Here is a 23450-nt window from a genome sequence, read left to right as displayed (position 1 = left end):
GCTGCCCGGCCCGCCCGGCCAGCAGGGAGGACCGCACGATGCCCAGCTCGAGATCCCGGCGAGGGGCGGCGGCCCAGCCCGCACCGGAGGAGGGCGATGCCGTCCGCGCCGACGACGAGGTGACGACCTGCGCGAGCGTCGGCCTGCCGGCGTCCGCGCGGATGCTCTTCGCCGTCGTCAACGCCAACGGCACCCTCATCCGAGGGCTCGGCGTCGCGACCGCCAACCGGCTCTCCACCGGGATGTACCAGGTGATCTTCGACCAGGACGTGTCGGCCGCCGGATATGTCGGCACCCTCGGGCTGCCGGGCAGCGCGGGTGTCGGGCCCGCGGGGGAGATCTCCGTGGCCGGGCGGACGGGCATCGCGAACGGGGTCTTCGTGGAGACCTTCGCCAGCGACGGCACGGCCGCGGATCGCCCGTTCCACCTCGCGGTGCTGGCCTGAGGGTCGACCGGGCACGCACACGAGCGCACGGCGCCGCCCGACCTCAGTCGGAACGTCGCCGCGCTCTGGCCGTCTCCCACCATCGCAGCCGTGCGGCAGTACGCCAGCGGGGACCTGGCTCGACCGGAAAGTTCCGGTCAGCCTTGTCGATCCCCGCCCGCCACGGATCCAAACCTCCGGCGAGTGGCGAATTCCACCATCTGCGAGTCCCGGCGTGGCGCGCCGCCGTAGCGGGTATGGGCGCGACATGGAGCATTTCACGATCGCGACCGTCGCCGAGAAGAGCCCCGACTTCCGGCGCGTGCTGTGGACCGGAGAGCACACCCAGTTGGTGATCATGACGATTCCGCCGGGCGGCGAGATCGGCGAGGAGGTGCATGAGGGAATCGACCAGATCCTGACCTTCGTGAGCGGCACCGGCGAGGCCCGCGTGGCGGGGGAGAAGCGGGAGGTCGTCCAGGGCGACCTGGTGGTGGTGCCGGCCGGCACGAAGCACAACTTCGTCAACACCGGCCCCAACCCGCTGGTCCTCTACACCGTGTACGGCCCGCCCGAGCACGCCGACCAGGCGGTGCACCGGACGAAGCAGGAGGCGGACGCCGCGGAGGCCGCCGGCGAGGACGAGCCGCCGCGGTGACGGGCGCCGGCACGGCGCCGGTCTGATCCGGGCCGATCGGGGTACCCGCAGCGGGTGGAGCAGCCGGCGATCTCCGACTACGGATTCCTCTCCGACTGCCGCTCGGGCGCCCTGGTCGGCCGGGACGGCTCCATCGACTGGTGGTGCCCCGATCGGATCGACAGCTCCGCGGTGTTCGCCCGGCTGCTCGACCCGGGCGCCGGGCACTACCGGCTGGCGCCGGTCGGCGTGGGCGGGCCCGGGCACCGGTCGGAGCGCGCGTACCACCCGGACACCCTGGTGCTGCGCACCGTGCACCACACCCCGCACGGCAGCGTGGCGGTCACCGACGCGCTCGCCGCCGAGGCGGGCGCCCGCGCGCACGACCTCGGCATGAACTCCCCGGCGGTGCTGCTGCGCGTGGTCGAGGGGCTCAGCGGTCGGGTCCGGATGGGGCTCGACTTCCGCCCCCGACCCGACCACGGCCTGATCACCCCGTACCTGCACGACCAGCCGGACGGCACGGTGCTCGCCCGCGGGGGCGCGGTGGCGCTCAGCCTGCACGCCGACGGGCTGTCGTTGCGCGCCGAGCGGGACCGGGTCCGCCAGGAGTTCGAGGTCGCCGCCGGACAGGTGATCGGCTTCGACCTCGCCTACGGCCGGGCGTACGGCGACCCGCCGGTGCGGCTGGACCCGACGACCGCGCTCGCCGACACGGTGCGGGCGTGGGAGGCGTACCGGGGGACCCACGCGTACGCCGGCCGCTACCCGGACCTGGTCCGGCACAGCGCCACCGTGCTCACCGGCCTGACGTACACCCGTAGCGGCGCGGTCGCCGCGGCGCTCACCACGTCGTTGCCGGAAGAGATCGGCGGTGACCGCAACTACGACTACCGCTACTGCTGGCTGCGCGACTTCGCGCTGACCATTCGCGCCTTCTGGGTGGCGGCCTGCCCGCATGAGGTGTCCCGCCTCTTCGACTGGGTGACCCGGTCCGTCGGGCGGGTGGGCGAGGAACCGGTGCCGGTGCTCTTCGGCCTGGAGGGGGAGCGGGACATCTCCGAGCACGAGGCGCCGCACCTGCGCGGCTACCTGGACAGCCGGCCCGTGCGGTTCGGCAACGAAGCCTGGCGGCAGCGGCAGCTCGACGTGCCCGGCGAGGTGCTCTCAGCGGTCTGGCGGATGCGCCACTACCTCGGCGACACCTTCGATGACGAACTGCAGGAGATGGTCCTCGGGCTGACCGAGCAGGTGGCCGACACCTGGCACCTGCCCGACCACGGCGCATGGGAGAGCCGTGACGTCGAGCGGCACTACCTGTCGTCGAAGGTGTTCTGCTGGGCGACGATGAATCGCGCGGTGGGGCTGGCCCCCCGACTGGGCGATCGGGCAGACCCGCGCCGCTGGGCGGCGATCCGCGACGAGATCCGGGCCACCATCCTGCGCGAGGGCTGGAACGAGCGCATCGGCGCATTCGCCGGTGCCTTCGGCTCGCCCGAGCTGGACGCCTCGGCGCTGTACCTGCCGGTGGTGCAGTTCCTACCGGCCAGCGAACCGCGGATGCGCTCCACCATCGAGGTGATCGAGCGTGAGCTGAGCACCGAGGACGGCCTGGTCCGCCGCTGGGACAGCGACCCGGCGGGCTTCCTGCCCTGTTCGTTCTGGCTGGTGGAGTGCCTGGCGATGGCCGGCGAGCGGGATCGTGCCGAGGCGCTCTTCGAGCGGGTGATCGGCCACGCCAACGACGTCGGGCTGCTCAGCGAGCAGATCGACCTGGCCACCGGCGCGCAGCTCGGCAACACCCCGCAGGCGATCTCCCACATCGGCCTGGTCTCCGCCGCCTGGCGGCTCACCGACCCCCCCTCCGAATGAGCACACCCACGGTGGGCGAGCGTCGCGGCGACGGTCAGGCCGGCAGCACCGGCAGGTCGCTGACGTCCACCGTCTCCGGGTACTTGAGGCCGGCGCCGGTGTTGAGCACGACCACCCGCTCGCCGGCCCGGATCCAGCCGCCGGCGCGCAGCTGGCGGGCGGCGGTCAGGCAGGCCGCTCCCTCCGGGCAGAGCAGCAGCCCCTCCCGGGCGGCGAAGTCCCGCAGGTCGCCGAGGATCTCCTCGTCGGTCACCGCCACCGCGGTGCCGGCGCTCTCGCGCAGCGCGGTCAGGATCAGTTCGTCGCCGAGCGGGGCCGGCACGGTGATGCCGAACGCGACGGTCTGCGCATTCTCCCAGGGCTGCGCCCGCTCCTCGCCCGCGGCGAACGCCCGGACGATCGGCGCGCAGCCCGTGGACTGCACCGCCACCAGTCGGGGCAGCTTGTCCTCGACCCAGCCCAGCTCACGCAGCTCGTGCAGCGCCTTGTGGATGCCGATCAGGCCGACCCCGCCGCCGGTCGGGTAGATGATCACATCGGGCACCTGCCAGCCGAGCTGCTCGACGATCTCGTACCCCATGGTCTTCTTGCCCTCGAGCCGGTACGGCTCGCGCAGCGTGCCCGCGTCGAAGATCGCGCCGCCGGACCCGGCGACCAACTCGGCCACGCGCCGGCCGGCGTCACTGATCAGCCCGTCCACCAGCCGCAGGTCGGCGCCCGCGGCCACGCACTCGCGCCGGCAGATGGTCGGCGCGTCCAGCGGCATGACGATCGTGGCGCCCATGCCGGCCCGGGCCGCGTACGTCGCCCAGGCCGCCCCGGCGTTGCCGTTGGTCGGCATGGCGATCCGCTCGACGCCCAGCTCGCGGGCCCGGCTGACGCCGACCGCCGCACCCCGGGCCTTGAACGAGCCGGTGGGCGTGAGCCCTTCGTCCTTGACCATGAGGTCCGGGATGCCGATCTCCGCGCCGTAGTCAGGGGTGCGCAGCAGCGGCGTCCAGCCCTCACCCAGCGTGGTGACGTGTCGCGGGTCGGCGACCGGCAGCAGCTCCCGGTAGCGCCACAGGTCCGCCGGGCGCAGGGGGAACCGTTCCGGGGTGACCTCCCGGGCCACCGCGGCCAGGTCGTACCGCGCGAGCAGGGGCGAGCCGCAGTCGCAGAGGTTCTGCGGCCGGTCGGCCGGACGCTCCTTGCCGCAGCGGGGGCACTCGAGGTGGGTCAGGTACACGTCGCTCCTCGCGGTCAGCTCGCGTCGATGCTCAACCAGCGCCGGCCGCGACGGCCCGGCTCGTAGACCGAGTCCAGCCGTTTCGCCACCACCCCGGGCAGCCCCTGCTCGCGGCCGGTGCGCAGCGCCTCGGCGCCGGTGCCGGGGAACCACGGCGGAGTCTGCCAGTGCGAGCCGGTCAACGCCAGGCCATCGAGCAGCTCCCGGCGCTGCGCGTACGGCAGGTCGACGCAGCTGACCCCCTCCAGCCAGAGCAGGTCGAACAGGAGGTACTGGGCGCCGGCGGGGACCCGGCCGCCGGACTTCCGCGGGGCCGGGCGCACCCGGCCGGCGCCGTCGATGCGGACCAGCACCCCGTCCAGCACCGCCTCGGTCGGCGCCAGCGCCTCGGCCAGGTCGCGCAGCCAGCCGTACGCCGCGGTGATCTCCTCGTCGGTCTCGGAGAACAGCCGCAGCCGCCCGCCCGACACGTACGCCACCGCCCGGACGCCGTCCCAGCGCAGCTCGTACCCCCAGTTCTCCTGGTCGCGGGGAAGCCGGGCGGCCGGGGTCGGATGCATCGGGCGTACCAGCTCGGGCATGCTCGTCCAGCCCTCGGGCGGCGGGTCGGTCCGCCGGACCATCCAGTCCCGGCCGTCCCGGCCGCCGGCGGCGAAGAGCACGTACCGCCCGGAGGTCCGCTCCCCGTCCAGCACCACGATGACCTCGTCGTCGCGCCACTTCTCGCAGCGGTACGTCCCGCGGTCGTGGATGGTCATCGTGCCGCCGCCGTACTCGCCGGCCGGGATCTCGCCGTGGAAGTCGAGGTACTGCATCGGGTGGTCCTCGGTGTGCACGGCGAGATGGTTGCGGCCGGGATCGCGGGGCAGGCCGCGCGGCACCGCCCAGGAGGCGAGCACGCCGTCGCGCTCCAGCCGCAGGTCCCAGTGCAGGCTCCGGGCGTGGTGCTGCTGGATGACGAACCGGGCCGTGCCGTCGGCCGCCCGCCTGCGCCGGCGCGGGGTCTTCTCCGGCACCGGCTCCGGCGTCCGGGCCGCGTCGCGCCGGCGTCGGTACTCGTCCAGCCGGTCCGCCACACCCGCATTGTCCGGCACCCGGCGCCCCTTCGCTGGTCGGCCCGGGGGTCGGTGCCACGGTCGGCCGGAGGTCGGGGCGCCGTGGCCGGCCCGGGGCGGGGGTTCTGCCGCATGCCGGGGGTGAGGAGGGGTAGAACGGTCGTCATGGACCACGACGACCAGCCCACCGCACTGCTCCCCGGCGAGATCCGGATGCCCCTGCTCGGGTTCGGCACCTGGCAGGCCACCGGCAAGGCCGCGTACGACGCGGTGCTGGCGGCGCTCGACGCCGGCTACCGGCACATCGACACCGCCACCATGTACGGCAACGAGAAAGAGGTCGGCCAGGCGATGCAGGAGAGCGGCCTGCGCCGGGAGGACGTCTTCCTCACCACCAAGCTGCCGCCGGAGCGGGTGGGCCGGGAGCGCGAGACGCTGGAGGCGAGCCTCGAGGCGCTGGGCACCGACCACGTGGACCTCTGGTTGATCCACTGGCCGCCCTCCTCGGCGGCGGACAGCATCCCCGTCTGGCGGGAGCTCCTGGCGGCGCGGGACGAGAACCTGACCCGGGCGGTCGGGGTCAGCAACTACAGCACCGCCCAGATCGACGAGCTGATCCAGGCCACCGAGGAGAACCCGGCGGTCAACCAGATCCGGTGGAGCCCCTTCCTGTACGACCGGCAGCGGCACATCGAGCACCGGGACCGGGGCATCGTGCTCGAGGGCTACAGCCCGTTCAAGACCAGCGACCTCTCCGACCCGGTGCTGACGCGCGTCGCCTCCGCGCACGGCGTCTCCCCGGCCCAGGTGGTGCTCCGCTGGCACATCGACCACGAGATCGTGGCGATCCCGAAGAGCGTCACGCCGGACCGGATCCGGGCCAACGCGGACGTCTTCCGGTTCGCGCTGACCGCCGAGGAGATGCGCGACATCGACGCCCTCGGCAACACCTGATCGGTTAATTTCCTTCAGCCGCCGACTCGGCGATGAAGGGTATCGACATCGACGTACGTGAGGATGTAGCGTCCCCGCCATCACGTACGTCGATGCGTCGTGATCCCCTCCGTCGGCTGAAGGAGCGTCATGGCCACGTCCCGATCCGTTCGTCTGCGCCGCCGAGGACTGCTCGGCATCCCGGCCCTGGTGGCCGCCGCACTGACCGCCGCCGCCGTTCGGCCCGCCCCGGCCGCCGCCGCGCCCAAGGCCGAGTGCCTGGCCGACCTGCTCGCGGGGTCCTGATGGCCACCATTCCCTGGCTCGTGGACGTGCTGCGGGGGGCCGGCGTCCAGGTCGTCGTCGAGGGGGACTGGCTCAACCGGATGCGACCCGGCTCCTTCGACCCGATCGGGGTGCTCTGGCACCACACGGCCTCCACCTCCAGCGCCACCAACCCGCACCCGGCGCTGAACATCTGCATCAACGGCCGGTCCGACCTGCCCGGCCCGCTCTGCCAGGCGCTCGTCGACTACCACGGCGTCTTCCACGTCATCTCCGCCGGCCGGTGCAACCACGCCGGCGCGAGCGGCGGGAGCGGCCCGATCCCGGCCGGCGACGGCAACACCCTCATGATCGGCTGGGAGATCGACTACAACGGGGTCAACCAGGAGATGACCGCGGCGCAGTACAACGCGTCGATCTCCGCGACCGCCGCCGTGCTCACCCGCCTGGGCAGGGACAGCAGCTACGCCCGCGGGCACCGGGAGACCAGCACCACCGGCAAGATCGACCCGTCGTTCATCGACCTCAACGTGATGCGGGCGGACGTGGCCGCCAAGATGGCCGGCGGCACCGCCTGGTCCTCCGTCGTGGACAACACCACCGCCGGCCGGTTCACCGCCAGCACCAGCTGGGGCGTCTCGTCGTACTCGGGGCAGCGCTACGGCGCCGACTACCGCTACGCGGACCCGGTCGCCGCGAGCGACCCGGCCTGGTACAAGTTCAACGTCCCGACGGCCGGCAACTACCGGGTCGACGCCTGGTGGCCGGCGAACTCCGGCTACAACAGCGCCACGCCGTACATCGTCGCCACCAGCACCGGCAACCGGACGGTCTACGTCGACCAGCGGACGACCGGCGGGCAGTGGCGGACGCTCGGCACGTACGCGCTGCCGGCCGGGGACGCGAACCGGGTGGCCGTCAGCCGGTGGAGCTCGGCGGCCGGCCTCGTCATCGCCGACGCCGTCCGGCTCACCCGGGTCTGACCGCGCCGGCTCCACGCGTCTGAGCGACCGGCCCGCATCCGAGGGCGCACGGGTGCGGGCCGGCCGCCCGGGCGAAACGGGGCGCCGGATGTCGGTGCGGTGCTCTAGGGTCGGCGCTCCGACCCTCCAGTAAGGAGTACCGTGATCCGTCTTCGCACCATCCTGACCGTCGGTGCCACCGCCGCGGCCACCGTCGCGTTGGCCGCCGCCCCGGCCCAGGCCGACACCGTCGACCGCCACGCCCACGCCCACTTCGACAGCAACGGCGGCGGGAGCATGTACGTCGACGTGACGCGACCGGCCACCGGCGCCACCCTGGTGGACGTCGAGTGGCAGAAGAGCGCCTGTGGTCTCACCGACGGCGTCTACGCCTGCGACAGCGTCTACCGCACCGCGTACGACGTGCCGGTCACCCGCTTCACGTTCGCCCTGACCGGCGCACGCCTCACCGCGACCGTGCCCTACCGGGAGACCCGGCGGCACTGCGAAATCGTGAACGAGGACGAGGTCTGCGACGAGCCGCAGGAGAGCACCGGCACCACCGACCTCCAGGTGACGTGGACCGCCTCCGGCGAGCCGACGCGCGAGCGGCGTACGGGCGAGGACGGCACCGTCTACGTCACCACGTCGGTCAACACCACCGTCGCCGGCAGCGGCTTCGGCAGCGCCTACGACGACCCGGCCAGCAGCTTCGGCCAGCTGGCCCGGGTGCGGACCGTCCCGCCGGCCGCCTGAGCGCACCGGGGTGCGGCGGCCAACTCCGCCGCACCCCGTACGCGTCGAGGACGCTGACACATGTACATCTACCGAACTGTTGCGCAACCCCGTGGAACAAGCCGCCGGACAGTGCGGTCCGCCACCGGTGCCTTCGGCCCGGACGTCCGTCCGCGTGACGGGACCGAACCGCCCAGGTGACAGGTCCGGGCCGCCGGCCCGACAGCGGCGGGCCGCCGAGGAGCGTGCGGGCGCGGGCTGATCGGCCCTGGTGTGCGCCGATTGCGCCGAGTAGTGTCTTGCATCCGACGCGTGCCGATCCCCTCCGGAGGCGTACCGCAACCATGGGTGGTTCACCCCTGCGCATCCTCGTCGTCGGCGCGGGCATCGCCGGCCTCGCCGTGGCCCGAGCGCTGCGGATGGCGGGCTTCCGGCCGGACGTCACCGAGAAGCTGCCGCCCGGGGAGTCCCACGAGACCGGCCTCTACCTTCCCGGCAACGCCGCCCGCGCGCTACGCCGGCTGGACCTGGACGGCCCGGTCCGCCCGCTCGGTCACGTCGTGCACCGCCAGCGCTTCCTGGACGCCGCCGGAGCCCCGCTCTGCGAGGTCGACCTGGACGCCCTCTGGACCGGGGTCGGCGAGTGCCGGGCACTGCCCCGAGCCGAGTTGCACCGGGTGCTGCTCACCGGGGCCGGCGGCGCGGTGCGGCACGGCGCCGAGGTGTGCACCCTCGACCTGCTGCCGGCCGGCGTCGGGGTGACCTTCGTCGACGGCACCACCGCCGAGTACGACCTGGTGATCGGCGCCGACGGACCGCGTTCGTCGGTACGCACCCTCGCCGCGCTCGGTGGCCCGCCCCGACCGGCCGGGCAGGTGGTGTACCGCACGGTGCTGCGCGACGGGCCGGCGGTCACCGAGTGGACCGCGCTGCTCGGCCAGCGCTCCGGTTTCCTGGTGGTGCCGATCGGCGCCGGGCGGGTGCACTGCTACGCCGACGAGGCCGGCACCGAGGCGCCCGCCGACCCGGTGGCCCGGCTGCGCGAACTGTTCGGCTCGTACGGCGGCCCGATCCCCGAGGTGCTCGACGCCCTGGAGTGGGTGCACGTCGGGATCACCGACGAGGTCGAACTGGGCCGCTGGTACCGGGGCCGCGTGCTGCTCGTCGGCGACGCCGCGCACGCCACCGCACCGACCCTGTCCCAGGGGGCGGCGATGGCTCTGGAGGACGCCGTCGTGCTCGCCGAGTCGCTGAAGGTGGCCGGCAGCGTGGAGGCGGCCCTGGTCGCGTACGAGAGCCGACGGCGCCCGCGTACCCGATGGGTGCGGGACCGGACCCGCGACCGCAACCGGACCCGCGACGTCCCGCCGGCCCTGCGCGACCCACTGCTGCGCGGCCGGGGCGGTCGGATCTTCGGCGAGCACTACCGGCTTCTGCTCGGCCCGCTCTGACCGCCGTCGGCGCCGGCCGATGATCGTAGCCGGCCACCCCACGCGGCGCTGCCACCTGCCGGGGACTATCCTCCTTGCGGATGACGGCCCGCTGAAAAATCAACGCGTGCCGAGCGGGACAACCGAGAACCGGAGGCCATTCGTGACCACCGTCGCACCCAAGCCGGTCGTGACCCGGCCCTGGCCGGTCCGAGAGCCGGTCAAGGGGTCGGCCATCGCGCGGCTGCTGCGGACCACGGACGCGAAGCAGATCGGGATCATGTACATGGTCACCGCGTTCGCGTTCTTCATGATCGGCGGCCTGATGGCCCTGATCATGCGGGCCGAGCTGGCCCAGCCCGGGCTGCAGTTCCTGTCGCCCGAGCAGTACAACCAGCTCTTCACCATGCACGGCACGATCATGCTGCTGTTCTTCGCGACGCCGATCGTGTTCGCCTTCGCCAACTACATTGTGCCGATCCAGATCGGCGCGCCGGACGTCTCGTTCCCGCGACTGAACAGCTTCGCCTACTGGCTGTACCTGTTCGGCGGCACGATGGCGACCGCGGGCTTCATCACCCCGGGCGGCGCGGCGGACTTCGGCTGGTTCGCGTACGCCCCGCTGAGCAGCGTGGAGCACTCCCCGGGCGTCGGCGCCAACATGTGGATCATGGGTCTGGCCATCTCCGGTCTGGGCACCATCCTCGGTGCGGTCAACATGATCACCACGGTTCTCACCCTGCGCGCCCCCGGCATGACCATGTTCCGGATGCCGATCTTCACCTGGAACATCCTGGTCACCAGCCTCCTGGTGATCCTCGTCTTCCCGCTGCTGGCCGCCGCGCTCTTCGCGCTCGCCGCCGACCGCATCCTCGGCGCCCACGTGTACGACCCGGCGACCGGCGGGCCGATGCTCTGGCAGCACCTGTTCTGGTTCTTCGGGCACCCCGAGGTGTACATCGTCGCGCTGCCGTTCTTCGGCATCATCAGCGAGATCATCCCGGTCTTCTCCCGCAAGCCGATCTTCGGCTACAAGGGCCTGGTCGCCGCCACCCTCGCCATCGCCGCGCTGTCGATGAGCGTCTGGGCGCACCACATGTTCGCCACCGGCCAGGTGCTGCTGCCGTTCTTCAGCTTCCTGAGCTTCCTGATCGCCGTGCCCACCGGTATGAAGTTCTTCAACTGGATCGGCACCATGTGGCGCGGCCAGGTCAGCTTCGAGACGCCGATGCTCTGGGCCGTCGGCTTCCTGGTGACGTTCCTCTTCGGTGGTCTCACCGGTGTGCTGCTGGCCAGCCCGCCGATCGACTTCCACGTCTCCGACTCGTACTTCGTGGTGGCGCACTTCCACTACGTGCTCTTCGGCACCATCGTGTTCGCGGTCTTCGCCGGCATCTACTTCTGGTTCCCGAAGATGTTCGGCCGGATGCTCGACGAGCGGCTCGGCAAGGTGCACTTCTGGCTGACCATGGTCGGCTTCCACACCACCTTCCTGGTGCAGCACTGGCTCGGCAACGAGGGCATGCCCCGCCGGTACGCCGACTACCTGCCCAGCGACGGCTTCACCACGCTGAACATGATCTCCACGATCGGCGCGTTCATCACCGGTATCTCCACGCTGCCGTTCATCTACAACTGCTGGAAGTCGTACAAGACCGGGCCGGTGGTCGAGGTCAACGACCCGTGGGGTCACGGCAACTCGCTCGAGTGGGCCACCAGCTGCCCGCCGCCGCTGCGCAACTTCGACCGGATGCCGCGGATCCGCTCCGAGCGGCCGGCGTTCGACGCCAAGTTCCCGGAGCTGGCCGCCGGCCACCAGAGCCTCGCCGGCCCGCCGGAGGGTGGCGCCAAGCCGCTGACCAGCGAGTCCGACGGCGGCGCCCGCTACACCGAGGACACCGCCAGCAACATCGACCGGGCCTGACCGCCCAGTCCCGCACCACGTACGACGGGCGCCACCCTCAGGGGTGGCGCCCGTCGCCGTCGTCCAGGGGTAGCGCCCGGCCCGTTCGGGCCCGGGTCCTGGGTCCCGCCCGGCCATGCCCGCACGTGGCCGCGCTCAGCCCCAGTCCGACCCCCGGCCCCCCGCCGGCCTCCCCGCTCGCCCGCCCGGCCCCGCGCCCGTCCTCCGGTCTCCCGCTCCTCGCCTGGCTGGTGGTGGGCGGGAAGATCCACTCCGGGGGGCCGTAATGGTGGGGTCCCGGGGCGCCGGATACCGCCATGTCGGCGACATGGTGTCGGTCATGGCGGTGCTGGAACTCGAGTTGGCCCCCGGCGCGGGGATGGGTGTCAGTTGGTGGTGGCGGGGGCCAGTTCCCGCTCGGGTTCGGTGGGCACCGCGGTGGTGGCGCGGCGGCGGCGCAGCTCCAGGGGGAGCACCGCGAGGGCGACCAGGGCGCCGATCGCGCCGGTGACCGCGAAGCCCCAGGCCGGCGCGGACGCGTCGATCACCGCGCCGGCGAGCGGGGCGCCGACCGCGATGCCGACGGTCACCGCGGAGCCGTGCAGGCCCATCGCCTCGCCGCGCGCCTCGGCGGGGGCGAGCCGGCTGACCGCGTCGGACGTGGCGGCGATGGTCGGGGCGCAGAGGGCGCCGGCCGGGATCATGGCCAGGCAGAGCAGCCACCAGTGTGATCCGCCGAGCCCGACCGGGATGGTGCAGAGGCTCAGCGCGGCCATGAGGGCGAGCGGCGAGAACGGGCGGTGCACCGCACCGTACGCGAAGCCGCCGACCAGCGAGGCGACCGCCCATATGGCGAGGACGGCGCCGGTCCAGCCGGCCTCGCCGCTCTCCCGGAGCACCGCGACCACCGCGACGTCGGTGCCGCCGAGCACCAGGGTGGCGGCGAGGCTGACCGCCAGCACGGCCAGCAGCCGGGGCGTCACCCATTCGTGCCGGGGCACCCGGCGGGGCGGCGCCGACGCGTCCGGTACACCACCGGTGGGCGGGTTGAGCAGCCAGAACGCGATTCCGGCGGCGACGATGCCCGCGCCGACCAGGTAGAGGGTGGTCCGGGCCGAGATCGCGGTGACCAGCGCCACCGCCAGCGCCGGGCCGACCATGAACGACAGCTCCACCGACATCGAGTCGAGGGCGTACGCCGGCCGGCGCCGCTGCTCGGGCACCAGCGCGGCGACGGACTGGCGGACCACCGAGAAGATCGGCAGGGCGAGCGAGCCGGCGACGAAGGCGGCCGGCAGCAGCAGCAGGTACGGCAGCGACGGCGCGGTGGACCAGAACACCGCCTCGGCGACGCCGGTCAGCACGAGCACCGGCCGCAGCCCGCGGCGGTCGACCAGCCGGCCGAGCAGCGGGCCGCCGATCGCCGCGCCGACCGTGATCGCGGCGCCGACCAGCCCGGCGGCGGCGTAGCCACGGCCGAGATCCTGGACCACGTAGAAGGTCAGGGTCACCCCGGTCGCGGTGAGCGGGATGCGCGCGAGCACCGCCACCAGCAGCAGCGACCGTAGACCGGGCAGGGCGAGCGCCTCCCGGTAAGGCTTCAGGTTCACGATGGTCCGTACCTCCGGCGCCATCCTCGGCGTCGGGTACGACAGCCGCCAACCAATTACCGCGTCATGCGGCCCTGATCACAGGCTCCCCACGCAGGGTGACCCCGGCGCCCTCCATGGCCCGCATCGCCAGGTCGGTGGTGTCCGGGGCGACCCCGGCGGTCAGGTCCAGCAGGACGCTGGTGTCGAAGCCCTCCCGCGCCGCGTCCAGCGCGGTCGCCCGGACGCAGTGGTCGGTGGCGATGCCGACCAGTTCGACCCGGTCCACCCCGTGCCGGCGCAGCCAGTCGGCGAGGCACTCGCCGTCCGCGGCGTGCCCCTCGAAGCCGGAGTACGCGGCCGCGTGCTCGCCCTTGTGGAAGATCTCCTCGACCCGTCCGGTCTCCAGGTCGGGGTGGAACTCGGAGCCGGCGGTGCCGACCACGCAGTGCCGGGGCCAGGTGTCCACGAAGTTCGGCTGGTCGGCGAAGTGCCCACCCGGGTCGACGTGGTAGTCCTTGGTCGCCACCACGTGGTCCCAGCGGCCCGGCTCGGCGGCGAGCAGCCGTGAGATGCCGGCGGCGACGCCGGCCCCGCCGCCGACGGCCAGCGAGCCCCCCTCGCAGAAGTCGTTCTGCACGTCGACGATGATCAGCGCGTTGCCCACCGGTTCTCCCTTCCTGACGCCTCGGCCCGGGTCGGGCCACCCTCAGTCCGCGGGTACGACGGTGACCGGGATCGCCGGGTCGCCCGCGGACAGCTTCAACCCCTCCCAGGGGATGGAGATCAGGCACTGCCGCAGGTGCTCCCGCGACTCGTCCAGCGTGGGCAGCTCGACCGCCTCGCCGCCCACCAGGTACGACCGCTGGAGCATCCGGTCGTTGGGCTGCCGGTCCGGCACGCCCTGCGGGACGATGACCTCCTCGGTGGCCGTCCCGGTCGGCTTGTGCCGCCGCACGGCGACCTTGCGGCCGCCGATGGTGGCCTTCTGCTCCGAGCGCTTCACCACCGGCCGGCCGTCCACCTCGACGAGCTTGTAGACCAGCCCGACGGTGGGCGCGCCGGAGCCGGTGACGACGGCGGTGCCCGCGCCGTACATGTCCACCGGCTCGGCCGCGAGGGCGGCGATGGCGTACTCGTCCAGGTCACCCGAGACGATGATCTTCGTCTCGGTGGCGCCGAGCGAGTCGAGCAGCTCCCGGGACTGCTGGGCGATGACCGCCAGGTCGCCGGAGTCGATCCGGATCGCCCGCAGGTCCGTCCCGGCCACCGCGATCGCGTTGCGGATGCCCTGGCTGATGTCGTACGTGTCGACCAGCAGCGTCGTGTCCTTGCCGAGCGTGGCGACCTGCGAGGCGAACGCGGCCCGCTCGTCGTCGTGCAGCAGCGTGAACGCGTGCGCGGCGGTGCCCGCGGTGGGGACGCCGTAGCGCCGGCCGGCTTCGAGGTTGGAGGTGAACCGGAAGCCGGCCAGGTAGGCGGCGCGGGCGGCGGCCACCGCGGCCCCCTCGTGCGCGCGACGGGAGCCCATCTCGATGAGCGTACGGCCGCGGGCGGCGGTCACCATCCGGGCGGCGGCCGCGGCGACCGCGCTGTCGTGGTTGAGGACGGAGAGCACCAGCGTCTCCAGCACCACGCACTCGGCGAACGTGCCGCAGACGGTGAGGATCGGCGAGTTGGGGAAGAAGAGCTCGCCCTCGGCGTACCCGTCGATGTCACCGGTGAAGCGGTAGTTGCGCAGCCACTCGGCGGCCGGCTCGTCCACCACGCCGGTGCGGCGCAGGAAGTCCACCTCGGCCTCGTCGAACCGGAAGTCGCGGATCAGCTCCATCAGGCGCACCGTGCCGGCGACCACCCCGTACCGGCGGCCGGCCGGCAGCCGGCGGCTGAACACCTCGAAGACGCAGCGGCGGTCGGCGGTGCCGTCCCGCAGGGCCGCGCTGACCATGGTCAGCTCGTAGTGGTCGGTCAGCAGCGCGGGGCGAAGGGTGCTCACCGCCCCAGCCTAGGGTTTAGCCGGCGTCGCCGCCTTCGTGGCCCGGGATCGCCCGCAGCGCGGCGCCCAGGTCGGCCCGGTTGGTGACGCCGAGCTTGGCGTAGATCCGCTGGAGGTGGTTCTCCACCGTGCGGGCGGAGAGGTAGAGCCGCTCCGCGATGGCCCTGCTGGTCGCCCCGTCGGCCGCGAGCCGGGCCACCTGCCACTCCCGCTCGGTCAGCACCGGGGCCCCGGCCCGCAGCGCCGGCGTACGGATCACGTCGCAGCGCGCGAGCAGCGTGGCGAGGCGTTCGCGGGCCTCGGCCGCGGCGGCCGGCCGTTCCCGGCGCAGCCGGTGGAGGGCCGTGGCGGTCGCCTCGGCGGCGAACACGTGCAGTTCCAGCTCGCTGAAGTCGTCGGCCACGGCGAGCAGGTCGGCCGGCGTGCCGGCCATCGCGGCCCGGGCGTGCCGGGCCAGCAGCGGCGGCAGGTCCCCGTCGACCCGTTCGGAGAGCTCGGCGAGGCGCTGGGCGACCGTGCGGCGGCTGCCGTCGGAACAGGTCGGGCCGACCGGAGCGGACGCCTGGTCCAGCCGCACCAGGTCGTGCAGGACGTGTACCTCGTGGCCGGCGAAGCCGTCCGCCCGCAGCCGGTCGACCAGCTCGGTCAGCTGCTTGACCGCCCCCGGCAGGTCGCCCGCCGCGGCGAGCACCGCACCGCGGGCCTGTTCCAGCCAGGGGTAGAGCACGGCCATGCCCGGCGCCTGGGTGCGGTCCGCCTCGGCCATCGCCTCGGCGGCCTGCGCCGCGTCGCCGCGCAGGGCGGCGGCCTGGGCCCGTTCCGCCTGCGCCAGCCCGGCGTACACCCTGCTGGTGGCCAGCACGGCGCACGCGCCGAGGCTGGTCCGCAGGGCGGCGTCGCTCTGGCCGCGCAGTCGGGCGGCGTACGCCTGGAGGATGGCGAGGTAGCCGGTGCCGAGCCGGAAGTCCCCGGCGCCGGCGAGGTCGGCGAACTCGTCGGCCACGATGGCATCGATGCCGGCGAGGTCGCCGGCGAGGGTGAGCCGGGTGCCGCGGGCCAGCTCCAGGGCGAGTTGCAGGTACGGCATGTCGGCCCGCCACCGGGCGGCCTCGGAGTGGACCTGGGCGATCGCGGTGTCGCTGCGGCGCAGCTGCCCCTGGGCGGCCTGGAGGTAGGCGATGGTGCAGCGGGCCAGCTCGCGGGCGGCGATGCTGGCCGCCGGGCGGTCCAGCACGCCCTGGCTGAGGCGCAGCGCGGTGGGGGTGTCGAGCCGGTGCAGCCGCATGATCGCCTCGAACGCGCGGACCCTTGCCTGGTCGGCCGAGTCGGTCAGGTCGGTGGCCCGCGCCGCGATCTCCTCCACGGTGGACTCCTGGCTGAGCCCCCAGTAGGTGACCATCCCGCGTACGGTCAGCCACCGGCTGAGCCGCTGGCCGTCGCCGGAGCCGGGGGAGACCGCGTCGAGCACCTCGATCGCCTCCTCGGGCCGGTCGGCGAACATCAGGATGGTGGCCAGCAGCTCGGCCGCGTCGAAGCCGCCGCCGGCGTCGAGCGCCGCCCGGGCCAGCCGGGTCGCCAACGGCACGTCGTAGCGGCTGAACGCCTGCACGGCCGCGTCGAGCAGCAGCGCCGCGTCCTGCGCGGTGCCCGAGTCGAGTCGCCACACCGCCACCCGGAGCAGGTCGTCGCGGCGTCGCTTGCCGACGCTCTCCAGCAGCTCGGCGAGTTGGGCCTGCAGCCGGCGGGTCCGGCTGACCGGGCAGCGGCGGCGCATGACCTCGCCGTAGAGGGGGTGCGCGAGCCGGACGTTGGTCCGCCGGTCGTGCTGGATCACCGAGATCAGGCCGCGTTCCTCGGCCGTCTCCACGTCGGCGCGGTCCATCGCCTGGTTGAGCAGGTGCAGGCCGAGCGGCTCGCCGAAGGCGACCAGCTCGACCACCGACCGGACGCCGGGGGTGAGCTGGCCGATGCGGGTGTCGATCAGGTCGGTCAGGTTCGGCGCCAGCTCGAGCCGGCCGGTCCACTTCCAGATGCCGTATCTGCGGGTCAGCTCCTCGCTGCCGGAGGCGGCGTGCACCAGCTCGCGGAGCAGCAGCGGGTTGCCGGCGGAGAGCCGGCCGAGCCGGTCGGCGGAGCCGGCGTCGACCGGGCCGTCGAGGATGGCGGCGAGCAGCCCGGCGGTCTCCGCGGGCGCCATCGGGCTCAGCTCGGCGTGGTCGACCAGGTCGTCGGTCCAGAGTGCCCGGATCGGCAGCGGGATCTGCTCGCCGTTGCGGAACGTGCCGATCACGGTGGCGTTGTCGGCGCGGGCCACGAGGTGCACGAGCGCGGCCGACGGCGGGTCGAGCAGGTGCGCGTCGTCGATGGCGAGCACGATGCGCCGCCCGACCGCCTGCTGCTGGAGCACGTCGAGCGCCCAGCGCAGGATGCCGGCCGGCGACAGGCCCTGCGGCTGCTCGGCCGGGAGCACCTGCACCAGGCCGCCGAACGGCAGCGCGGCGGTGGTGGCGCTCGCCGCGATCGACCAGATCGCGTAGCGGTCGGTCGGCAGCGCCGACACACCCTCACGCAGCAGCCGGCTCTTCCCGATGCCGGCGTTTCCGCTGAAGAAGAGCCCTCTGCCCTCGGTGCCGGTCACCGCCGACAACAGACGGTTGAGCTCATCCGTACGGCCGACGAACTTCCACCGACTCATCCAGGCAGCATATCCATCGAAATCGGTCCGCGCGCATACCGTCACGCAGCGAAGTTGAGTAATCTCGCGATTACTGGTGAGTATCCGATGTGTTCCGCCAGGGTCCCGGGTCGCTCGTAGTCTTCCGGCATCCGGGTTACTTCACCGGAGTTGTCACGCGGCCGGCGCCTGCCGGTCCCTGCCACGGGAGGCTGCCCTGATGAAACCGGGTCCTCTCCCCTCGGTCGACGTTCCCGACGATCTGCCCGGGCCGGGCGACCTGCCGCGGGGCGCGCCCCTGCCCACGCGGCTCGGGGTGAGCCACCCCGGCTCGGAGGAGTCGCTCGGTGTGCTCACCGTCGGCCCGGCCGGCGCCGGCCGCCGGGACGTGCTCGCCACCCTGCTCGGGCTCGACCCCGCCCTCCTCGGCGTGCCGGACGGCAGCTGGCTGGTGCTCCGCCACGCCACGCGGCCCACGCGGGCGGCGTACGTGCCGGGCTACCGCCAGCCGCACGCCTACGGGGCGGACCGCACCGCCGCCGGTCCCGCGCTGGCCCGCCCGCCGCGTCGGGTCGAGCTCGCCATGCCTGAGCCGCTGCTGCGACATTTCAACCTGGTCGACACGCCGGACACCGGAGCGCTCGGCGTCGCCGGGGCCCGCGTGCTGATCGAGGCGGCCGGCCGGGCCGGCTGCCTGCTCTTCGTGATCGCCGCCGACCAGGCGTTCACCGCCGCGGAGCTCAGCCTGCTCGCCGAGGTCGCCCAGACCCCGGTCGCGGTCTGCTTCGCGGTCACCCCGGGCCCGACCGGCTGGGCCGGACCCGACAGCACGGCGCGGACGGAGGACGCGGGGGCGTCCGTCCCGCCGTCCGGGGCCGGGTCCCCCTCACCCGGCCCCACGGTGGACCCCGTCGTCGTCACCGTGGAGGCGCACCGCGCGGCCCTGCTCGCCGCCGTCCCGGCGCTGGCCGCGGCGCGCTGGTTCGCGCCGCACCGCGTCGAGGAGGCGGCCGACCTGCGGCGCGCCCTGGTCGGCTGGGCCGCCGACGAGGGGCTGCGCCGGGCCAGCTCCGACCCGCCGGTGCTCCCCGGCGAACACGGCCGGGTGAACGTGGTGGCCGAGCCGGGCGACTGGTCCGAACGGCTCGACCGGTTGACCCGCTCCTGCGCCCGGCGGATCCGCCAGCACCTCGCGCTGGAGTTGGCGAACACCCATCTCCGGGTGGTCCAGGAGATCGTCTTCGGGGTCGGCTGCGCCGGCCTGCCGCAGCTGCTCGACGGCGAGATGGAGGCGCTGTCCCTGCTGGCCACCGCCCAGTGCGACCAGGCCGTGCGGGGGATCATCGAGGAGACCACCGCCCAGGTCGTCGGCTCGCCGCTCCCCGAGGGCGTGCACCGCCGGGTCTCCCACGCCATCCGCTGGTCGCTGACGGAGGACCGGGCCGGCCGGGAGCTGGACCGGGTGCTCCTGGTCACCAGCACCGCCGGGGTGGCCGGGCTGACCGGCGACGGGGCGCTCGACGCGCTCGCCGGCTACCCCAGCACCGCCCGCACCGAGGTGCTCCCACCGGTCGCGGTCGCCCTCTCCGGTGGCTGCTGGCAGCACTGGCGCAGCCCGGGCAACGACGATCCCAACGGCGCGCGGGCCTGGGCCCAGCGTGCGCTGCGGGAGGTCGAGCTGGAGCTGTCCCGGGAGATCTCCCGGCGGTTCGAGGTGATCCGCCTCTCCCTGGGCGCGGTGCTTTCCGATGCGGTCGACCACGGCATCCTGCTCGCCTGAGGGCGCCCCCGCCGCCCGACCCGCCGGGCCCGCCCGCCCACCCCTCGGGCGCGGTCCCGGCGGGTCCGGGCCGCCCGCCGGCCGCGATCCGGGCGCGGACGGCGTTCCGGTTCCTCGGTTCCCGGAAACCGGTGGCACGATGGGGGGCATGGCGGCTCCGCAGGTTGCACCGGTCGAGACGCCGGCCACCGAAGAGGTGCCGGTCTCGGACCGGCAATGGGTGACGATCGTGTGGGACGATCCGGTCAACCTGATGACGTATGTGACCTGGGTCTTCCAGAAGCTCTTCGGCTACAGCCGGGAGAAGGCCGAGAAGCTGATGCTCGACGTGCACCACAAGGGCCGCGCCGTTGTGTCCACCGGCGCCCGGGAGCGGATGGAGCACGACGCGTCGCAGCTGCACGCGTACGGCCTGTGGGCGACGGTGGACCGCTCGTGAGCATGTTCCGCCGCCAGGGCGCCCGCTACGTCGCCACGTTCGCCGTCGACGAGGCGCGGGTGCTGCGTAAGGTCGCCGGAGAGGTGGTCGGCCTGCTCACCGACGGGTTCGACCACTCCGACCCGGTGGTCGGCCGGCTCTTTCCCGAGGTCTACCCGGACGACCCGACCGGCGCCGCCGAGTTCCGCCGTTACACCGAGGGCGACCTCAAGACCGCGAAGATCGACCAGGCCGGCGCCATCCTGGCCGCGCTGCCGGACGAGGCCGGCGGCGAGGTGCGGCTGGACGCCGAGGCCGCCGAGGCGTGGCTGCGGGCGCTGAACGATGCCCGGCTCGCGATGGGCGTGCGGCTGGAGATCAAGGACGGCACCGACCTCGGCGAGGAGCTGGACGACGCGGTGGCCGAGGACCCGACCTCCAGCCGGGTGTTCCAACTGTCGGTCTACGCATATCTCGGCTATCTCCAGGAGTCGCTGCTCAACGCCCTGATCGACGAGGCGTGACCGCGGCCACTTCGCCAGCTCAGCCCGCCAGGCGTTAGGCTGGAGCGCGTGCTGAGCATCGACCGGTCGATCGTCGACGCGATCGTGGCCCACGCCCGCCGGGACCACCCGGACGAGGCGTGCGGCGTGGTCGCCGGCCCCGCCGGCAGCGACGCCCCGACCCGGCACATCCCGATGGACAACGCCGCCCGGTCGATGACGTTCTACGAGTTCGACTCGATGGAACAGCTACGGGTGTGGCGCGAGATGGACGACCGGGACGAGGAGCCCGTCGTCATCTACCACTCGCACACCGCGACCGAGGCCTACCCGTCCCGCACGGACGTCGCCTTCGCCGGCGAGCCGGGCGCGCACTACCTGCTCGTCTCCACCCGGGAGCCCGACACCGAGGAGATCCGCTCCTTCCGGATCCAGGACGGCGTGGTGACCGAGGAACCGGTCCGGATCGTGGACGCGGCGGTCGACCCGCACGCCGTCCAGTCCTACATGTTCGGGCAGAGCCCCGCGACGGTCGACTACGAGTGTTCCGGCCGCTGATCCCCAGGCCGTAACACCCGTCCACGTCCCGTCACCGAGGCACACCCGACAAGGAGCACGACATCATGGCCATCGAGGTTCGCATCCCCACCATCCTGCGCAGCTACACCGGCGGCGCGAAGGTCGTCGAAGGCGCCGGCGACACCCTGAGCGACCTGCTCACCGACCTGGACTCCCGGCACAGCGGCCTGCGGGCCCGGCTGGTCACCGAGGCGGGCACGCTGCACCGCTTCGTCAACGTCTACGTCAACGACGAGGACGTCCGCTTCCTCGGCGCGCTGGACGCCAAGCTCAGCGACGGCGACAGCGTCACGATCCTGCCGGCGGTCGCCGGCGGCGCGTTCGGCTTCGCGGCGGCAGCCGCGATTGCCTCCGCCGCCCGCTGAGGCGGCCGCCATGGCGCGGTACGACAGCCTGCTCGACGCCTGCGGCGGCACGCCTCTGGTGGGCCTGCCCCGGCTCTCGCCGACGGTGCCCGAGGGGGCGCCGCCGGTGCGGCTGTGGGCGAAGCTGGAGGACCGGAACCCGACCGGCAGCATCAAGGACCGGGCGGCGCTGTTCATGGTGCGGGCGGCCGAGGAGGCCGGCCGGCTCCGGGCGGGTGACACGATCCTCGAACCGACCAGCGGCAACACCGGCATCTCGCTGGCCATGGTGGCGAAGCTGCGCGGCTACCGGCTGGTCTGCGTGATGCCGGAGAACGTGTCGACCGAGCGCGTCCAGCTCCTGCGGATGTACGGCGCGGAGATCATCTTCTCGCCGGCGGCCGGTGGCTCGAACCAGGCGGTGGCCACGGCCAAGCAGATCGCCGTCGAGCATCCCGACTGGGTGATGCTCTTCCAGTACGGCAACGAGGCGAACGCCCGGGCGCACTACGAGACGACCGGGCCGGAGCTGCTGCACGACCTGCCCACGATCACCCACTTCGTGGCCGGCCTGGGCACCACGGGCACGCTCATGGGCACCGGGCGCTACCTGCGGGAAAAGGTCGAGGGCATCCAGGTCGTCGCCGCGGAGCCGCGCTACGGCGAGCTGGTCTACGGGCTGCGCAACATCGACGAGGGCTACGTCCCGGAACTCTACGACGCGACCGTGCTCTCCCGGCGGTTCTCGGTGGGCACCCGGGACGCGGTGCTGCGTACGCGGCAACTCGTCGAGGTGGAGGGGATCTTCGCCGGCTTCTCCACCGGGGCGATCCTGCACGCCGCACTCGCGGTGGCGCACGAGGCGGTCCGCGACGGCCGCCGCGCCGACGTGGCCTTCGTGGTCGCCGACGGCGGCTGGAAGTACCTCTCCACCGGGGCGTACGGCGGCACGCTGGCCGACGCCGAGGACGCCCTGGAGGGGCAGCTCTGGGCCTGAGCCCGAGCGGCGGACGGTCGGACGGGTCGGAGTCGTCGGCGGCTCCGGCCCGTTTCCGTGTCCGCCCTCACGCTGCGCGACGGGTGCCGGCCCTGGGGCGCTCCGCCCCGACCGGTGGGCGCGGTGTCACGTTGGTGACAACTTCCCGTGGATGATTCTTGCCTTCCCGTACGCCAGCGTAGGCTGCGCAGCGTGACGTACGCGTCGGTGGAGATCATGTGCCGAGCGACGACCGGCGTGGCGACTACGCACCGTGACGGCGAGACAACCCGATGCGACTGACCGTCCTGGGCTGCGCGGGTAGTTTCCCCGGACCGGAGTCGCCCTGCTCGGCCTACCTGGTCGAGGCCGACGGTTTCCGGCTGCTGGTCGACTTCGGTTCCGGCTCGCTGTCCAGCCTCCAGCGCTACGCGGGTCTGCACGCCCCGGACGCGATCCTCCTGACCCACCTGCACTGCGACCACATCCTCGACGCCGTGACGTACGTCGTGGTCCGCCGGTACGCCCCGGACGGCCCCTACCCGGCCCTGCCGGTCTACGCCCCGTCCGGCGCGCCGGACCGCCTGTCCGCCGCGTACGGCGACGACGGCACGATGGACGACGTCTACCAGTTCTACGGCCTGCAGCCCGGCACCTTCCCGATCGGCCCGTTCACCGTCACCGTCGACCGGGTCAACCACCCCGTCGAGACGTACGGGGTGCGGCTGGAGCACGGCGGCCGGGTGCTCTGCTACTCGTCCGACACCGCGCCGTGCGACGCGCTGCTGCGGCTCGCCCAGGACGCGGACGTCTTCCTCTGCGAGGCGAGCTACCTCGACGGCGTGGAGAACCCGCCGGACCTGCACCTGACCGGCCGGGAGGCCGGCGAGACGGCCACCAAGGCGGGCGCCGGCCGGCTGCTGCTCACCCACCTGGTGACGGCCTGGGGCAGCGAGGCGCACACCGTCGAGTCGGCCGCCTCCGCGTACGCCGGGCCGCTCGAGGTGGTCCGGGCCGGCGCCAGCTACGAGGTCTGACCCGCCCCGGCGCGGTGCGCGTCCGCTCTTGCCGCATTGTTCGCCAACCGGTCAGCGGCCGGTCGTCTGATGCACCCGTGGCACCCGCA

At 73.4% G+C, this 23450-nt stretch carries 22 protein-coding genes; 16 read left to right on the top strand and 6 right to left on the bottom strand.

Features of this window, described 5'->3' with window-relative positions; translation table 11 throughout:
- Positions 1-38: 38 nt before the first annotated feature.
- The 3 genes from O7603_RS15540 (at position 39) to O7603_RS15530 (ending at position 2934) form a co-directional block, all read left to right on the top strand.
- Positions 39-446, top strand: a complete 408-nt coding sequence (locus O7603_RS15540; RefSeq protein WP_281576419.1) for a hypothetical protein — start codon at positions 39-41, stop codon at positions 444-446.
- A gap of 247 nt (positions 447-693) precedes the next feature.
- The gene (locus O7603_RS15535; RefSeq protein ID WP_281576418.1) at positions 694-1083 is read left to right on the top strand and encodes a cupin domain-containing protein; all 390 of its coding nucleotides are present in this window, start codon (positions 694-696) and stop codon (positions 1081-1083) included.
- Positions 1084-1137: 54 nt separating this feature from the next.
- Complete coding sequence (locus tag O7603_RS15530) at positions 1138-2934, top strand: glycoside hydrolase family 15 protein (protein WP_281576417.1); 1797 nt, start codon at positions 1138-1140, stop codon at positions 2932-2934.
- 34 nt (positions 2935-2968) lie between these two features.
- Here O7603_RS15530 and O7603_RS15525 read toward each other — a convergent pair whose 3' ends face one another.
- Both O7603_RS15525 and O7603_RS15520 read right to left on the bottom strand, forming a co-directional pair.
- Complete coding sequence (locus O7603_RS15525) at positions 2969-4162, bottom strand: threonine synthase (RefSeq protein WP_281576416.1); 1194 nt, start codon at positions 4160-4162, stop codon at positions 2969-2971.
- 14 nt (positions 4163-4176) lie between these two features.
- Entirely contained in the window at positions 4177-5238 is a 1062-nt protein-coding gene (locus tag O7603_RS15520) for a DNA polymerase ligase N-terminal domain-containing protein (protein ID WP_281576707.1), read from the bottom strand.
- Positions 5239-5382: 144 nt separating this feature from the next.
- Here O7603_RS15520 and O7603_RS15515 point away from each other — a divergent pair, with 144 nt between their 5' ends.
- The 6 genes from O7603_RS15515 to ctaD all read left to right on the top strand — a co-directional run bounded on the left by O7603_RS15515 (position 5383) and on the right by ctaD (position 11486).
- Positions 5383-6171, top strand: coding sequence for an aldo/keto reductase (locus O7603_RS15515; RefSeq protein WP_281576415.1), 789 nt, complete (start codon positions 5383-5385; stop codon positions 6169-6171).
- 129 nt (positions 6172-6300) lie between these two features.
- The gene (locus O7603_RS15510; protein WP_281576414.1) at positions 6301-6456 is read left to right on the top strand and encodes a hypothetical protein; all 156 of its coding nucleotides are present in this window, start codon (positions 6301-6303) and stop codon (positions 6454-6456) included.
- A complete protein-coding gene (locus O7603_RS15505) occupies positions 6456-7418 on the top strand; it encodes an N-acetylmuramoyl-L-alanine amidase (RefSeq protein WP_281576413.1) in 963 nt (320 codons plus the stop codon). The genes O7603_RS15510 and O7603_RS15505 overlap by 1 nt, the downstream gene beginning before the upstream one ends.
- A gap of 141 nt (positions 7419-7559) precedes the next feature.
- Entirely contained in the window at positions 7560-8153 is a 594-nt protein-coding gene (locus tag O7603_RS15500) for a hypothetical protein (protein ID WP_281576412.1), read from the top strand.
- 323 nt (positions 8154-8476) lie between these two features.
- A complete protein-coding gene (locus O7603_RS15495) occupies positions 8477-9583 on the top strand; it encodes an FAD-dependent monooxygenase (protein WP_281576411.1) in 1107 nt (368 codons plus the stop codon).
- A 142-nt stretch (positions 9584-9725) separates the two neighbouring features.
- Positions 9726-11486, top strand: a complete 1761-nt coding sequence (ctaD, locus tag O7603_RS15490) for a cytochrome c oxidase subunit I (protein WP_281576410.1) — start codon at positions 9726-9728, stop codon at positions 11484-11486.
- A 365-nt stretch (positions 11487-11851) separates the two neighbouring features.
- Here the strand turns inward: ctaD and O7603_RS15485 are convergent, their stop codons facing one another.
- Genes O7603_RS15485 through O7603_RS15470 form a run of 4 tightly spaced genes read right to left on the bottom strand, consistent with a single transcriptional unit; the run spans position 11852 to position 17745 of the window.
- Positions 11852-13099, bottom strand: coding sequence for an MFS transporter (locus tag O7603_RS15485; RefSeq protein WP_281576409.1), 1248 nt, complete (start codon positions 13097-13099; stop codon positions 11852-11854).
- Between the two features lie 40 nt (positions 13100-13139).
- Complete coding sequence (locus O7603_RS15480) at positions 13140-13721, bottom strand: isochorismatase family protein (RefSeq protein ID WP_281576408.1); 582 nt, start codon at positions 13719-13721, stop codon at positions 13140-13142.
- A 42-nt stretch (positions 13722-13763) separates the two neighbouring features.
- Positions 13764-15050 (bottom strand): nicotinate phosphoribosyltransferase, encoded by a 1287-nt coding sequence (locus O7603_RS15475; protein WP_281576407.1) that lies wholly within the window; start codon positions 15048-15050, stop codon positions 13764-13766.
- A 16-nt stretch (positions 15051-15066) separates the two neighbouring features.
- The gene (locus O7603_RS15470) at positions 15067-17745 is read right to left on the bottom strand and encodes a LuxR family transcriptional regulator (RefSeq protein WP_281576406.1); all 2679 of its coding nucleotides are present in this window, start codon (positions 17743-17745) and stop codon (positions 15067-15069) included.
- A gap of 199 nt (positions 17746-17944) precedes the next feature.
- Here O7603_RS15470 and O7603_RS15465 point away from each other — a divergent pair, with 199 nt between their 5' ends.
- The 7 genes from O7603_RS15465 to O7603_RS15435 all read left to right on the top strand — a co-directional run bounded on the left by O7603_RS15465 (position 17945) and on the right by O7603_RS15435 (position 23361).
- On the top strand, positions 17945-19504 hold the full coding sequence (locus tag O7603_RS15465; RefSeq protein ID WP_281576405.1) for a hypothetical protein: 1560 nt from the start codon (positions 17945-17947) through the stop codon (positions 19502-19504).
- Between the two features lie 148 nt (positions 19505-19652).
- Positions 19653-19943, top strand: coding sequence for an ATP-dependent Clp protease adapter ClpS (gene clpS / locus O7603_RS15460; RefSeq protein WP_091591611.1), 291 nt, complete (start codon positions 19653-19655; stop codon positions 19941-19943).
- Between the two features lie 2 nt (positions 19944-19945).
- Entirely contained in the window at positions 19946-20446 is a 501-nt protein-coding gene (locus tag O7603_RS15455; RefSeq protein ID WP_281576706.1) for a DUF2017 domain-containing protein, read from the top strand.
- 48 nt (positions 20447-20494) lie between these two features.
- Positions 20495-20983: a M67 family metallopeptidase gene (locus O7603_RS15450; RefSeq protein ID WP_281576404.1), complete on the top strand. Its 489-nt coding sequence runs from the start codon at positions 20495-20497 to the stop codon at positions 20981-20983.
- Positions 20984-21048: 65 nt separating this feature from the next.
- Positions 21049-21369 (top strand): MoaD family protein, encoded by a 321-nt coding sequence (locus tag O7603_RS15445; RefSeq protein ID WP_281576403.1) that lies wholly within the window; start codon positions 21049-21051, stop codon positions 21367-21369.
- Between the two features lie 10 nt (positions 21370-21379).
- Positions 21380-22345, top strand: a complete 966-nt coding sequence (locus O7603_RS15440) for a pyridoxal-phosphate dependent enzyme (RefSeq protein ID WP_281576402.1) — start codon at positions 21380-21382, stop codon at positions 22343-22345.
- Between the two features lie 272 nt (positions 22346-22617).
- The gene (locus tag O7603_RS15435) at positions 22618-23361 is read left to right on the top strand and encodes an MBL fold metallo-hydrolase (RefSeq protein WP_281576401.1); all 744 of its coding nucleotides are present in this window, start codon (positions 22618-22620) and stop codon (positions 23359-23361) included.
- The last annotated feature ends 89 nt before the right edge of the window (positions 23362-23450 follow it).

Origin of the sequence: Micromonospora sp. WMMD812, from assembly GCF_027497215.1 — a bacterium.
GTDB lineage: Bacteria > Actinomycetota > Actinomycetes > Mycobacteriales > Micromonosporaceae > Micromonospora.
Note: the sequence above shows the minus strand (reverse complement) of the source record. Positions and strands in the feature narration are given on the sequence as shown.